Source organism: Streptomyces sp. NA02950 (assembly GCF_013364155.1).
GTDB lineage: Bacteria > Actinomycetota > Actinomycetes > Streptomycetales > Streptomycetaceae > Streptomyces.
Map to the genome: position 1 here is coordinate 5,844,099 of NZ_CP054916.1, position 13,285 is coordinate 5,857,383.

12 protein-coding genes and 1 pseudogene are annotated in these 13,285 nt (G+C 71.3%); 9 read left to right on the forward strand and 4 right to left on the reverse strand.

The window, feature by feature from the left end:
* The first annotated feature begins 627 nt into the window (after window positions 1-627).
* The 6 genes from HUT19_RS25520 to HUT19_RS25545 all read left to right on the forward strand — a co-directional run bounded on the left by HUT19_RS25520 (window position 628) and on the right by HUT19_RS25545 (window position 7,512).
* Window positions 628-1,533 (forward strand): LysR family transcriptional regulator, encoded by a 906-nt coding sequence (locus HUT19_RS25520; protein ID WP_176182697.1) that lies wholly within the window; start codon window positions 628-630, stop codon window positions 1,531-1,533.
* Between the two features lie 114 nt (window positions 1,534-1,647).
* The gene (locus HUT19_RS25525; protein ID WP_176182698.1) at window positions 1,648-2,217 is read left to right on the forward strand and encodes a cysteine dioxygenase family protein; all 570 of its coding nucleotides are present in this window, start codon (window positions 1,648-1,650) and stop codon (window positions 2,215-2,217) included.
* A gap of 43 nt (window positions 2,218-2,260) precedes the next feature.
* Entirely contained in the window at window positions 2,261-3,406 is a 1,146-nt protein-coding gene (locus tag HUT19_RS25530) for a YeiH family protein (protein ID WP_176182699.1), read from the forward strand.
* 369 nt (window positions 3,407-3,775) lie between these two features.
* Window positions 3,776-5,572, forward strand: a complete 1,797-nt coding sequence (locus HUT19_RS25535; RefSeq protein ID WP_176182700.1) for a DEAD/DEAH box helicase — start codon at window positions 3,776-3,778, stop codon at window positions 5,570-5,572.
* A gap of 400 nt (window positions 5,573-5,972) precedes the next feature.
* Complete coding sequence (locus HUT19_RS25540; RefSeq protein WP_176182701.1) at window positions 5,973-6,614, forward strand: IclR family transcriptional regulator; 642 nt, start codon at window positions 5,973-5,975, stop codon at window positions 6,612-6,614.
* A 112-nt stretch (window positions 6,615-6,726) separates the two neighbouring features.
* Entirely contained in the window at window positions 6,727-7,512 is a 786-nt protein-coding gene (locus HUT19_RS25545) for a S16 family serine protease (protein WP_176182702.1), read from the forward strand.
* Here HUT19_RS25545 and HUT19_RS25550 read toward each other — a convergent pair.
* The 4 genes and pseudogenes from HUT19_RS25550 to HUT19_RS25565 all read right to left on the reverse strand — a co-directional run.
* Window positions 7,451-7,891: pseudogene (locus tag HUT19_RS25550) on the reverse strand (MFS transporter); the annotation flags it as partial. The gene HUT19_RS25545 and the pseudogene HUT19_RS25550 overlap by 62 nt on opposite strands.
* Before the next feature lie 40 nt (window positions 7,892-7,931).
* On the reverse strand, window positions 7,932-8,132 hold the full coding sequence (locus tag HUT19_RS25555; RefSeq protein ID WP_176182703.1) for a hypothetical protein: 201 nt from the start codon (window positions 8,130-8,132) through the stop codon (window positions 7,932-7,934).
* A 20-nt stretch (window positions 8,133-8,152) separates the two neighbouring features.
* Window positions 8,153-8,752: a transcriptional regulator gene (locus HUT19_RS25560; protein ID WP_254885781.1), complete on the reverse strand. Its 600-nt coding sequence runs from the start codon at window positions 8,750-8,752 to the stop codon at window positions 8,153-8,155.
* 79 nt (window positions 8,753-8,831) lie between these two features.
* Complete coding sequence (locus tag HUT19_RS25565) at window positions 8,832-9,299, reverse strand: Lrp/AsnC family transcriptional regulator (RefSeq protein WP_176182705.1); 468 nt, start codon at window positions 9,297-9,299, stop codon at window positions 8,832-8,834.
* 144 nt (window positions 9,300-9,443) lie between these two features.
* Between HUT19_RS25565 and hppD the strand changes: the two genes are divergently transcribed.
* The 3 genes from hppD (at window position 9,444) to HUT19_RS25580 (ending at window position 13,275) form a co-directional block, all read left to right on the forward strand.
* Window positions 9,444-10,589: a 4-hydroxyphenylpyruvate dioxygenase gene (hppD, locus tag HUT19_RS25570; RefSeq protein WP_176182706.1), complete on the forward strand. Its 1,146-nt coding sequence runs from the start codon at window positions 9,444-9,446 to the stop codon at window positions 10,587-10,589.
* Between the two features lie 216 nt (window positions 10,590-10,805).
* A complete protein-coding gene (locus HUT19_RS25575) occupies window positions 10,806-11,831 on the forward strand; it encodes a teichoic acid biosynthesis protein C (protein WP_176182707.1) in 1,026 nt (341 codons plus the stop codon).
* A gap of 76 nt (window positions 11,832-11,907) precedes the next feature.
* Window positions 11,908-13,275, forward strand: a complete 1,368-nt coding sequence (locus tag HUT19_RS25580; RefSeq protein ID WP_176182708.1) for an FAD-binding oxidoreductase — start codon at window positions 11,908-11,910, stop codon at window positions 13,273-13,275.
* Window positions 13,276-13,285: the final 10 nt, after the last annotated feature.

Below are 13,285 nucleotides of genomic sequence, written 5' to 3' on the forward strand. Positions count from 1 at the left end.
TCAGCTTGCCCGAAGAGCCCCGGATCAGCCCGAAGACACCGGGGCGTTTGACTGCTCCTCTCCCTGACGGGAGGGGATTCCTGGCTCAGGCTGCCTCCGGGAGCGGCGCTCCCGGAGGTCTTATGCCCAGATCCACCGGCACCGGCCCCACTCCGCCAGCAGCGCCGCACCAGAGGTCGACGACACGCGAAGCCGGTACGTGTACCGGGCGTACCCAGCCCCGTCGACTTCACCTGGCGTCGTCATGCCGTCAACGTAGCGTCATGGTTTCTGTCTCGGTCCGTGTTCCGGCAGACCTACTCGAACGGGTGACCGCCCGCGCTGCTGCGGACCGGCGGTCCTGGACTCCCAGATCCTCCACCTCTTGGAGACCGCCCTCGCCGCTCCCCGGGCGGACGCCCGATCGCCCGGCGGCGATCCGGCTCCTCCTCCCCCGCTCCGCGGGAAACCGGGTTCCTCCCCGGCCTGAAGGCCGGGGCATCCTCCGGGAATCCCGGTGACACCCGTCATCGGCCGCCCGGGGTGAGGACACCGGCCATCGGGGGTGATCGGTGACTCAAAAGCGACCGTGGGGGTGATCTTCCGGCAACCCAAATCGCGCTTATGGTTTCCGCCTATGATGCGAGGGTGTTCGATTCCCGGCACATCAAGACGTTCCACGAGGTGGTCAGCGCCGGTTCCTACTCGGCGGCCGCCCGTGCCCTCGGCTATACCCAGCCCGCCATCACCCAGCAGATGAAGGCGCTCGAACGGGCCGTCGGCAGCCCGCTGTTCATCCGGGTCGGCCGGGGGATGCGGCTGACCGAGGCCGGGGAGACCCTGGCCCGGCACGCGGACACCATCCTGTCCAGCATCTCCACCGCCCAGCAGCAGATGAACGCCATCACCCGGCTGCGCTCGGGCCGGGTGCGGGTGTGCGCCTTCCCCAGCGCCAACGCCACCCTCATCCCCGAGGCCCTGGCCCGGCTCGCCGCCACCCACCCGGGGGTACGGGTGGAGCTGCTGGAGGAGGAGCCGCCGGAGTCGCTGGGGCGGGTGGTGCGCGGTGAGTGCGACATCACGCTCGCCTTCACCTACCCCGGGCTGCACGAGGAGGTGCCCGCCGAGCTGGTCGAGATCCCGCTGCTGGAGGACCAGCTGACGGTGCTGCTGCCGACCGGGCATCCGCTGGCCCGGCGGCGCGCGGTCAAGCTGGCCGAGCTGAGCGAGGAGCGCTGGATCGCCGGATGTCTGCGCTGCCGCGCCAACTTCCTGCACGAGTGCGCCGAGCAGGGCTTCGCCCCCGACATCGCCTTCACCACCGACGACAATCTGGTGGTGCAGAGCATGGTCGCGGCGGGCCTGGGGGTCGCGATGATGCCGGGGCTGGTGCTGTCCTTCCTGTGCCATCGGAAGGTCACCGGGCGCGCGCTGGACCCCGCCTCGCGCCGCCACGTCTCGGCGTACGTCCTGCGTGAGCATCTGGAGATCCCGGCGACGGCGCGGGTGCTGGAGGAGCTGAAGACGGTGGCGGGGAACCGGGTCGGCTGCTGATCCTCTTCCCGCTGGTGCTTCCTCGGCGTAACCCGCCGTCCATAAGCGGAATTTGGGGGGCGGTGAAGAGATCGTCGTTGGACGTGATGGAGCGCGCGGCTGGACGCTGCGGCTATGACCACCACGCCGACCGAACCCACCGTCTTCCGCGTCACGGCGCGCCTCGGCGCGTTCGTCGACGGCGTACGCGAGGCCGTCGGACGCGGCCTGCCGCCCGATGTGACCGCCTATCTCGTGGGCGAACGGCTCGCGCCCTTCCTCGGCGCGGCCGATCTGCTCACCCCCGAGCAGCGGGAGGGCCACCCCGACCGCTACCGCCAGCACATCCTGCACGCCGAACCCGACGGCAGCTTCTCGATCGTCGCCCTGGTCTGGCTGCCCGGCCAGCGCACCTCCATCCATGACCATGTGTCCTGGTGTGTGACCGGTGTCCACGAGGGCGAGGAGCACGAGCGGCGTTACCGGCTGGTGCCGGACGGGCTGAGCTCACGGCTGGTCGCGGAGAAGGACGTGGTCAACCCGCGGGGGTCGGTCTGCGGTTTTGCGCCACCCGGAGATATCCACAGGGTGTGGAACGCCTGCGGGGCCACCGCGATCTCGATCCATGTCTACGGCGCGGACATCGCGCGGCTGGGCAGCAGCGTACGGCGGGTGTACGAGCTGCCGACGGAGGACGAGCTGTGAACGCGCGCGGCTCCTCCCGCCTGCCCCATGGTGTGGTGACGGCATGGCGCTGACGGGGGCGCGGGCCGCCGGGCGCGTGAACACCGCGCCCGCTGCCGTTGCGTCCGCCGGATCCGCCGCGTCCGCCGGATCCGCCGCGTCCGCCGCGCCGGGCCGTCGGCTGCCCGCTCCCGCGTCCGGCCTCGGGCTCGCGGCGGCCGGGGTCGCGGTCGCCTGGTGCGTCCACTGGCTCGTACCCGCCGTTCCCCTGCTCACCGCGGCCGTGGTGCTGGGCATCACGGCCGCCCATCTGCCCGGTGTGCGGGGCCTGGTGCGCGGAGGGTGCCGCGCGGGGCTCTCGTTCGCCGGGAAGCGGCTGATGCGGCTGGGCATCGTGCTGCTGGGTCTCGGGCTCGGCCTCGGAGACGTGCTCGGCCTCGGCTGGGCCACGGTGGCGATGGTGCTCGGCGTGGTCGCGGCAACGTTCTTCGGCACCTGGTGGCTCGGCCGCCGGATGGGACTGCGCGGGGACCAGCCGCTGCTGATCGCCACCGGTTATTCCATCTGTGGCGCGTCCGCGATCGGCGCGGTCAGCGAGGTCTCGGAGAGCGACGAGCGAGATGTGGCCACCTCCGTGGCGCTGGTGACGCTGTGCGGCACGCTCGCCATCGCCGTACTGCCGCTGCTCCAGCATCCGTTGGGGCTGAGCGACGCGGAGTTCGGCCGGTGGGCGGGCGCGAGTGTGCACGACGTGGGCCAGGTGGTGGCGACCGCGCAGACCGCCGGGCACGGAGCGCTGAACGAAGCGGTGCTGGTCAAGCTGGTGCGGGTGGCGCTGCTCGCACCGCTGGTCGCGGCACTGGCGCTGTCGGCGCGGGCGCGCCGGACCGCGGCCGAGGGAGGCAGGGGGACCGGGGGGGCCGGGGCTGCGGGCGGCGCGGGGACACGGCGGCCGCCGCTGGTGCCGCTCTTCGTCCTCGGCTTCCTGGCCATGGCCGCCGTGCGCAGTACGGGCGTGCTGCCCACGGCCGCGCTCGACACCGCCGGAGACGTCCGTGAACTCCTCCTCGCCGCCGCCCTGTTCGGCCTGGGCAGCGCGGTCCACCTCCCCTCGCTGTCCCGGACGGGGGCACGGGTGGCGGGCCTGGGGCTGTGCGCGTGGGTGGTGATCGCGGGGGTCTCGTACGCGGGCGTGCTGCTGACGGCGTAGCGGGGCCCACGGGGGGACGGGGCCCGGCAGGCATGCGCGCCGGGCCCCGTCCGGATCTCGCCGCCCCCTCCGGAGGAGCAGGTCGTCCGGAGGAGCGGTCCGCCCCGGCGGGGCGTCAGGACGAGTAGGCGAGAGTCCAGGCGCATGAACATGGCGAGTCGGTGGCGCTCACCTGGCTGCGCGACCAGGGTCTTCCGCCACATCAACGGGCATCCGCTCGACGCCGCTTCGACGCAGACTCCGCGGGCGCGGTGTGAGCCTGGTCCCACCCTCGGGTGGTCTCGTGGTGTAACCCCGAAGCGTGAATGGCGGCACAGGTAGGCTGACGCGGTTCCCGAACGACGCCGCCGAGCCAGCCCGACGGAGACCGTGAGTACTACCGCCTCCAGCACCAGCCATCACCTCTCGCCCGCCTTCCCCGGGCGGGCGCCCTGGGGTACCGCGAGCAAGCTGCGCGCCTGGCAGCAGGGCGCCATGGACAAGTACATCCAGGAGCAGCCGAGGGACTTCCTCGCGGTCGCGACGCCCGGCGCGGGCAAGACGACCTTCGCGCTGACCCTCGCGTCCTGGCTGCTGCACCACCATGTGGTGCAGCAGGTGACGGTCGTCGCGCCCACCGAGCATCTGAAGAAGCAGTGGGCGGAGGCCGCGGCGCGGATAGGGATCAAGCTGGACCCGGAGTACAGCGCGGGTCCCCTCGGCAAGGAGTACCACGGCGTCGCGGTGACCTACGCGGGCGTCGGCGTCCGCCCGATGCTGCACCGCAACCGGAGCGAGCAGCGCAAGACCCTCGTCATCCTCGACGAGATCCACCACGCCGGTGACTCCCGCTCCTGGGGCGAGGCGTGCCTCGAGGCGTTCGAGCCCGCGACCCGGCGGCTGGCGCTCACCGGTACGCCCTTCCGGTCGGACACCAACCCCATCCCCTTCGTCACCTACGAAGAGGGCAACGACGGCATCCGCCGCTCCTCCGCCGACTACACCTACGGCTACGGCAACGCGCTCGGCGACGGTGTCGTCCGGCCGGTCATCTTCCTCTCCTACAGCGGCAACATGCGCTGGCGCACCAAGGCGGGCGACGAGATCGCGGCGCGGCTGGGCGAGCCCATGACCAAGGACGCCGTCTCGCAGGCGTGGCGCACCGCGCTCGATCCGCGCGGCGACTGGATGCCGAACGTGCTGCGCGCCGCCGACCAGCGGCTGACCGAGGTCCGCAAGGGCATCCCGGACGCGGGCGCGCTGGTGATCGCCTCCGACCAGGAGTCGGCCCGCGCCTACGCCAAGCTGATCCGCGAGATCACCGGTACCAAGGCCACCCTGGTGCTCTCCGACGAGGCCGCCGCCTCGCAGCGGATCGAGGACTTCAGCCACTCCGACGACCGCTGGATGGTTGCGGTCCGCATGGTGTCGGAGGGCGTGGACGTGCCCCGGCTGGCGGTCGGGGTGTACGCCACCACCATCTCGACGCCGCTGTTCTTCGCGCAGGCCGTCGGCCGCTTCGTACGGTCGCGGCGGCGCGGTGAGACCGCGTCGGTGTTCCTCCCCACCATTCCGACGCTGCTCGGCTTCGCAGGCGAGATGGAGGTCGAGCGCGACCACGTCCTGGACAAGCCGAAGAAGGACGGCGAGGAGGAGAACCCGTACGCGGAGGAGGAGAAGCTCCTCGAGGAGGCCGAGAAGCAGCAGGACGAGGACACCGGCGAGCAGGACCAGCTGCCCTTCGAGGCGCTGGAGTCGGACGCGGTCTTCGACCGGGTGCTCTACGACGGCGCCGAGTTCGGGATGCAGGCGCACCCCGGCAGCGACGAGGAGCAGGACTACCTCGGCATCCCCGGGCTGCTCGAACCCGACCAGGTGCAGATGCTGCTCCAGCGGCGGCAGGCCAAACAGATCGCGCACAGCCGCAAACGGCCCGACGCGGAGGCCGATCTGCTGGAGGTGCCGGCCGAGCGGCGGCCGGTGGTCACCCACAAGGAGCTGCTGGAGCTGCGCAAGCAGCTCAACACGCTGGTGGGGGCGTATGTCCACCAGAGCGGCAAACCGCATGGCGTGATCCACACCGAGCTGCGCCGGGTGTGCGGGGGACCGCCGAGCGCGGAGGCCACGGCCGGGCAGATCCGTGAGCGGATCAAGAAGGTGCGGGAGTGGGCCACGCGGATGCGGTGACTGGCCGGAACGTCGGTCGGGGTGTCGGTCGGGGTGATGTGGGGCGTGTTCGCACCACCCCGCGCCCCTTCACAACCCCTTTCACGGAACACCGCCAACTCGCCGTCAACTCACCACTGAATATCCGGGCATATGGCGCTAAACACCCCAATTCATTGAGCGACTGAGTCGTCACCCCCAAAAGCTCTGCTCGGATTCTGGACGGGCTCTTCCGCTCAGCGGACCGGCTCGCTAGCGTTCGGGCACGCACACGCCCCGTGGCAGCGCCGCCGCGGAGCGCAGCCGGATGCGTATTTGCATGACCAGCCACCGCGACCGGCGGCCTCTGCGCGCGCCGTCGTCGGGACCGGCGGTGCACCTCCGCGAAGAGCCGCCCACCCATCACCGAGGAGGGGGCGTCGTGACCGCGGAGACCTCCCAGACGCTCGACCGGGGACTGCGTGTCCTCAAACTGCTCGCCGACACCGACCACGGGCTGACCGTCACCGAGCTGTCCACCAAGCTCGGCGTCAACCGCACCGTCGTCTACCGACTCCTGGCCACCCTCGAGCAGCACTCCCTGGTCCGCCGTGACATCGGCGGACGGGCACGCGTCGGACTGGGGGTGCTCCAGCTCGGCCGCCAGGTGCATCCGCTGGTCCGGGAGGCGGCACTGCCCGCACTGCGCTCCCTCGCCGAGGACATCGGCGCGACCGCCCACCTCACCCTGGTCGACGGCACCGAGGCCCTCGCGGTCGCGGTCGTCGAGCCGACCTGGACCGACTACCACGTGGCCTACCGGGCGGGGTTCCGCCACCCGCTGGACCGGGGCGCCGCGGGCCGTGCGATCCTCGCCGCCCGCGCGGCCCGCGCCGACGACCCGGGGTACGCCCTCACCCACGGCGAACTGGAAGCGGGCGCGAGCGGTGCGGCCGCCCCGCTGGTGGGGGTGACGGGGATAGAGGGCAGTGTGGGTGTGGTGATGCTCTGCGACGCCGTACCGGAACGGGTCGGCCCGCGGGTGATGGACGCCGCCCGGGAGGTGGCCGACGCGCTCAGGTGACGGCCGGGCCGTCACCCGGGCCGGGTCGGGCTCCGTACGGTGGCCGCCCCGGCCCGTCGGGATCGGTCAGGGCGGCGGCACGATCGTCCCGGGCGTCAACTAGATTCACCCCATGCCTGCCGTCTCCCCCCGCGCCCGCGTTCTCATGATCTGCTCCGCGATCGTGCTCGCGCTGCTCGCGGTCGCCGCGTTCGCGCCGCTGCCGTTCACCGTCGCCCAGCCGGGCACCACCGTGAACGTGCTGGGCACCGACCACGGCAAGCAGGTGATCACCGTCTCGGGGACCGGCACCCGCAAGACCACCGGGCAGCTGCGGATGACCACGATCCAGGCGACCGGGCCGGACGCCACCGTGCGGCTGAAGGACGTGATCGGCGGCTGGCTGGACACCGACCGCGCCGTGATGCCGCGCGACTCGGTCTACGTCGGCGGCACCACCGAGGAGATCGAGCGGCACAACACCGAGGAGATGGAGAAGTCGCAGTCCACCGCCACCAGCGCGGCGCTCGGCTATCTCCACCGGTCGCCGCGGGACGTCAAGGTCACCCTGCGCCTGGCGGACGTGGGCGGGCCGAGCGCCGGGCTGCTGTTCTCGCTCGGCATCGTCAACAAGCTGGACGGCGACGGCAGCGGCGGCGACCTCACCGGCGGGCGGACGATCGCGGGCACCGGCACCATCGACGCCAAGGGCACGGTGGGCGCGGTGGGCGGCGTCCCGCTGAAGACGCAGGCGGCCAAGCGGGACGGTGCCACGGTCTTCCTGGTACCCAAGGCCGAGTGCGCGGACGCGAAGGCCGAACTGCCCAAGGGGCTCCGGCTGATTCCCGTCACCACCCTCAAGGGCGCGGTGTCGGCTCTGCGGGCGCTGCGCTCGGGCGGGAAGATCCCGCACTGCTGAGCGCCGTCGCGGCCGGGGCCGCCGGGGGCACGGGCTCGCGGTCCATTCCGCGCCAGACCGGGAAGACCAGCGGGCTCAGCGTCACCAGGAAGTACGCCCCGCCGGTCACCAGGAACGCGGCCGTCAGCCCCGCCCCGTCCACCAGATAGCCGGCCGCGAGCCCGCCCAGCGGGATCACCACCCACACCCCCGCGGTGAGCGCCCCCAGCACCCGGCTGCGCAGCTCGTCCGGTACGGCCCCGTACGTCACCGTGGTGAGGATCGGATTGAGCATGCCCGCCGCGATCCCGCTCACCGCCATCGTCACGGCGAGCGGCGGAACGCCGGGCACCAACGCGGCGACGGCGAACCGCGGCAGTCCGCAGAGCAGAAAGCAGACGCCGTCCGTTGTCGCTCATGGTCCCCCCTGTACGTCTCGGTCAGTAGTCGAGCCGTGCCGTCAGCCCCGCGTGCGGTCCCCTCGGGGTCGCCAGTCGCAGCCCGACCTCCACGAGTGTCCAGCCCAGCCGGGTGCGCAGTGGGCGGGCGCCCGGGCGGCGCGCGGCCGCTTCCCGGGCCTCCTGCCGGAGGCGTTCGGCGCGGATGCGGTGCAGCCGCAGATGGATGTCGTCGCCGTACACAGCTGTCCCCCTGGGGTCGGTCAGTCCTCGTCGCGCGGGAAGGCGTGCAGATGGACCCGGAACCGGGCCGAGTTCTCGGTGTCCTGGTCCACCTCCTTCTCGCGGTAGCTCTCGATCACCTCGTGCACCTTGTCGCGCATTTCCTTGGCCAGTTCGGGCGTGAGGCGCATCGTGAAGTCGCTGATGTCCCAGGACAGTTGCCACTCCTCGGACCAGGTGTGCAGGGTGCCGAGCCAGGTGGACAGATCCTGGGTGTGGGTGGTGGCCACCTCGTGGAGCAGGGTGTCCATCGCCCCGCGCACGGACGGGTCGGGATGGCTGAGGAACTCGTCGGTGCCCACCCGGGTGCCCCGGTGCGCCGCCTTCCACCACCGCTCCCGGCCCTTGCCGCGCTCCGGGTCGTCCTTGACGAAGCCGTGCGCGGCGAGCTGCCGCAAGTGGTAGCTGGTGGCACCACTGGACTCGCCCAGCCGCTCGGCCAGTTGGGACGCGGTCGCCGGTCCGTACTCGCGGAGCGCGCCGAGCAGGCGCATCCGCAGTGGGTGCGCGAGCCCTCGCAGCGAGCGCGGGTCGAGCACCCGCACCTCGTCGTCGGGAGTCGGCTTGTCGTTCTCGGCCATGCGCTGAAGCGTAAGCATGCAAAGGTTCCGTTGCAAGGATTTCTTTGCAACGGAACCTTTGGATCTATGGCCCCTCGGATCAGTCCCGCGCCACCTGCCGCACCAGCGGGATGATCCGCAGCGGCACCGGGTTCTCCATCACGATCGCCGTCGAGGCCCGCACGATCCCCTCGAACCCCACGACCAGGTCGATCACCCGCTGGAGATCGGCGTTCGAGCGGGCGACCAGACGGCACAGCATGTCGCCGTGGCCGGTGGTGGTGTGCAGTTCCAGCACTTCCGGAACGCCCGCCAGATGCGTCCGTACGCTCGCCCCCTGGCCCTGCTTGATCTCCAGCGTGGCGAACGCGGTCACCGGGTAGCCCAGTGCCGCCGGATCCACCTCCGGGCCGAACCCCCGGATCACCCCCTGCGCCCGCAGCCGGTCCAGCCGCGCCTGCGCCGTACCGCGCGCCACCCCGAGGCGGCGGGACACCTCCAGTACGCCGATCCGCGGCTCGTTCGCGAGCAGCTCGATCAGCCGGGCGTCGAGCCCGTCGATTCCCATGGGCACCTCCCTGCACTTGATGACCACCTGTGATGGTGGTCACTGTGTGCAGAATGCCGCCTGGAACGCGCGTCTTGCTATACAGGATGCCCAGCATTTTCGCGAACTGTTGCGCACCCTGAATCATGGGGAGACGCTGCCGGTATGACTGAGATCCTGAACCCCACCCCATCCACCGCGCGGCAGGCCGACCCCTTCCCGGTGAAGGGGATGGACGCGGTGGTCTTCGCGGTCGGCAACGCCAAGCAGGCGGCCCACTACTACGCCACCGCCTTCGGTATGAAGCTCGTGGCCTACTCCGGACCGGAGAACGGCAACCGGGAGACCGCCTCCTACGTCCTCGCCTCGGGCAGCGCCCGCTTTGTGTTCACCTCCGTCATCAAGCCCACCACCGACTGGGGCCGCTTCCTCGGCGAGCACGTCGCCGAGCACGGTGACGGGGTCATCGACCTGGCCGTGGAGGTGCCGGACGTACGCGCCGCGTACGCCTATGCCGTCGAGCACGGCGCCACCGGCATCGAGGAGCCGCACGACGTCAAGGACGAGTACGGCACGGTGGTGCTCGCCTCCATCCGCACCTACGGCGACACCCGCCACACCCTTGTCGAGCGCACCGGCTACGACGGCCCCTACCTGCCCGGCTACGTGGCCGCCGCCCCCATCGTGGCCCCGCCGGAGAAGCGCACCTTCCAGGCCATCGACCACTGCGTGGGCAATGTCGAACTCGGCCGCATGGACGACTGGGTGGCCTTCTACAACAACGTCATGGGCTTCACCAACATGAAGGAGTTCGTGGGCGACGACATCGCCACCGAGTACTCCGCCCTGATGTCGAAGGTCGTCGCGGACGGCACCCGCAAGGTGAAGTTCCCGCTGAACGAGCCCGCCGTGGCGAAGAAGAAGTCGCAGATCGACGAGTACCTGGAGTTCTACGGCGGCCCCGGTGTCCAGCACATCGCGCTCGCCACCAACGACATCGTCGCCACCGTCCGGACCATGCGGGCCGCCGGTGTCCAGTTCCTGGACACCCCCGACTCGTACTACGACACCCTCGGCGAGTGGGTCGGCGACACCCGGGTGCCGCTCGAGACCCTGCGCGAGCTGAAGATCCTCGCCGACCGCGACGAGGACGGCTATCTGCTCCAGATCTTCACCAAGCCGGTCCAGGACCGGCCGACCGTCTTCTTCGAAATGATCGAGCGCCATGGCTCGATGGGCTTCGGCAAGGGCAACTTCAAGGCCCTGTTCGAGGCGATCGAGCGTGAGCAGGAGAAGCGCGGAAACCTCTGAACCACCCCCTGAACCACCCCGCTGACGGCCCCGGGCGACCCCCACCGCCCGGGGCCGTCGTATGCCCTTGCAGGTGGCGCGGGTGGCCGCACGGCCATGCGCCGGTCCCGCGAGAAAAACCTGAACCACGGGTGGGGAGGCGATGCCCAGCGTCTACACTCTCGGCGACCTGTTCACTCCAACAGGGCGTGACCGCATGAGAGTTGTGGAGTTCGAATGTCCGAGGACACATACGACGCGGGGCGGTTGACCAGGCGCAGGTTCGCACTCGCGGGCGGTGCGGCCGCCGCGGGCGCACTCGCCACCTTCTCGGCCCGTACGGAGGCATCGGCCGCGATCGAGGGGGGCCGGTTCGATCTGGCGGTGCCCTCCACCCAACTGCTGCGGGAGAAGACCCCGCACAACGGCACCGTGCTCCAGTCCTTCGCGTTCGACGACACCAACAAGCACCTCTACGTCATCCAGCTGATGGAGGGCGGCATCCAGCTGGACGGCGAGCCCGGCCCCGTCTCCGGCGCCGACCGGGCCGCCCGCGGCGACATGTGCGTCACCAAGATGTCGCTCGCCGGCGCCGAGCTGGGCTCCATGTACGTCAAGGGGTTCGGGCACGGCGTGGCCATCGGCTGTGAGCCGGTGGGCGGCACCGCCTATCTGTGGACCGAGTCCGACGCCGACCCCGCCTCCGGCTACGGGCGTGCCATCAGCCGCTTCCGGTTCGCCGCCGGAACCGTGCTCGCCAGCGGCTCGTCCTCGCTCGTGGAGCACCGGCCGGTGCCCGGTTCGACCGGCAACCAGCCCGCCGTCGACATGCTCAACAAGCGGCTGATGTTGCGCTACCGGCTGAACGGCGTGCCCCGCTACCGGCTGATGAGGCTGGCCGACGTCACGGCCGGGAAGTACCCGGCGGTGTACGACATACCCCAGGTCGGGGTCGCCGCGAACGAGACCTTCCAGGGCTTCGCGGTCCTCGGCGACTACGTCTACCAGCTGACGGGCACCGCCTACACCGACGAGGGCGGCACCAATCCGCCCTCCGGCCACGGCAACACCTATGTCTCCTGCATCGATCTGCGCAGCGGCGAACTGGTCCAGCGGGCCCGCACCGAGGCCGGGTACTCGCTCGACTACCGCGAGCCGGAGGGGATGGCGATCCAGCTGACCAGCCCCCGGCGGCTGTGCATGGGCTTCGCCTCGGGCGCGTCCGGCGACCGCAAGGCGAGCGTCTACTACAAGTCGCAGTAGCCGCGCGGACGCGGCGGCGCGGTCCGCGGGCCGCCGCGATCTTCCCTGGCGCGCGGCCGGGTGCGACGCTGGACGCATGACCGACCTCATCGAGCTGCTGCGGGAGGGCCTCCCCGGGGAGGCGGTGCTGACCGACCCCGATGTCACCGGGGCGTACGCGCACGACATGGCCGGCTTCTGCGAGGCGGGCGCGCCCGCCGTGGTCGTCCTCCCCCGCACCGTCGAGCAGGTGCAGCACGTCTGCCGCACCGCCACCGCGCTGCGCGTCCCGGTCGTCCCCCAGGGCGCGCGCACCGGGCTGTCCGGCGCGGCCAACGCCTCCGACGGCTGCATCGTGCTGTCCCTGGTCAAGATGGACCGCATCCTGGAGATCAACCCGGTCGACCGGATCGCGGTCGTGGAACCGGGCGTGGTCAACGCGGCGCTGTCCCGCGCGGTGATGGAGCGGGGGCTGTACTACCCGCCGGACCCCTCCAGTTGGGAAGAGTGCACCATCGGCGGCAACATCGGCACCGCGTCCGGCGGACTGTGCTGTGTGAAGTACGGGGTCACCGCCGAATACGTCCTGGGCCTGGACGTGGTGCTGGCGGACGGGCGGCTGCTCACCACCGGCCGCCGTACCGCCAAGGGCGTCGCGGGCTATGACCTCACCCGGCTGTTCGTCGGCTCCGAGGGCAGCCTCGGCATCGTCGTACGGGCGGTGCTCGCGCTCAAGCCCAGCCCGCCCGAACAGCTGGTGCTGGCCGCCGAGTTCCCCTCCACGGCCACCGCGTGCGACGCCATCTGCCGGATCATGGAGCGCGGACACACCCCCTCGCTGCTGGAGCTGATGGACCGTACGAGCGTCCGCGCGGTCAACGCGATGGGCGCCATGGGGCTGCCGGAGACCACCGAGGCACTGCTGCTGGCCGCCTTCGACACCCCCGACCCGGCCGCCGACCTCGCCGCCGTCGGCGAGCTGTGCGCGGCGGCGGGCGCCACCGAGGTGGTCCCGGCCGACGACGCCGCCGAGTCGGATCTGCTGCTCCAGGCCCGCCGGATGACCCTGACCGCCCTGGAGGCGGTCAAGGGCGTCACCATGATCGACGACGTCTGCGTACCGCGCTCCCGGCTGGCCGAGATGATCGACGGCACGGCCGCGATCGCCGAGAAGCACCGGCTGACCATCGGTGTGGTCGCCCACGCCGGTGACGGCAACACCCACCCCACCGTCTGCTTCGACGCCTCCGACCCCGACGAGTCCCGGCGGGCCCGGGAGTCGTTCGACGAGATCATGGCGCTCGGCCTGGAGCTGGGCGGCACCATCACCGGGGAGCACGGGGTCGGGGTGCTCAAGCGGGAGTGGCTGGCCCGGGAACTCGGTCCGGTGGGCGTGGAGTTGCAGCGCGGCATCAAGGATGTCTTCGATCCGCTGGGCCTGCTCAACCCGGGCAAGCTCTTCTGATCACGCGGAC

Excerpts from the sequence above, each read along its gene's own strand:
- hppD (WP_176182706.1), top strand. The coding sequence starts at position 9,444 with ATGACTGAGATCCTGAACCCCACCCCATCCACCGCGCGGCAGGCCGAC.
- HUT19_RS25565 (WP_176182705.1), bottom strand. The coding sequence starts at position 9,299 with ATGGGAATCGACGGGCTCGACGCCCGGCTGATCGAGCTGCTCGCGAAC.
- HUT19_RS25560 (WP_254885781.1), bottom strand. The coding sequence starts at position 8,752 with ATGGCCGAGAACGACAAGCCGACTCCCGACGACGAGGTGCGGGTGCTC.
- HUT19_RS25580 (WP_176182708.1), top strand. The coding sequence starts at position 11,908 with ATGACCGACCTCATCGAGCTGCTGCGGGAGGGCCTCCCCGGGGAGGCG.
- HUT19_RS25525 (WP_176182698.1), top strand. The coding sequence starts at position 1,648 with ATGACCACCACGCCGACCGAACCCACCGTCTTCCGCGTCACGGCGCGC.
- HUT19_RS25575 (WP_176182707.1), top strand. The coding sequence starts at position 10,806 with ATGTCCGAGGACACATACGACGCGGGGCGGTTGACCAGGCGCAGGTTC.
- HUT19_RS25545 (WP_176182702.1), top strand. The coding sequence starts at position 6,727 with ATGCCTGCCGTCTCCCCCCGCGCCCGCGTTCTCATGATCTGCTCCGCG.
- HUT19_RS25530 (WP_176182699.1), top strand. The coding sequence starts at position 2,261 with ATGGCGCTGACGGGGGCGCGGGCCGCCGGGCGCGTGAACACCGCGCCC.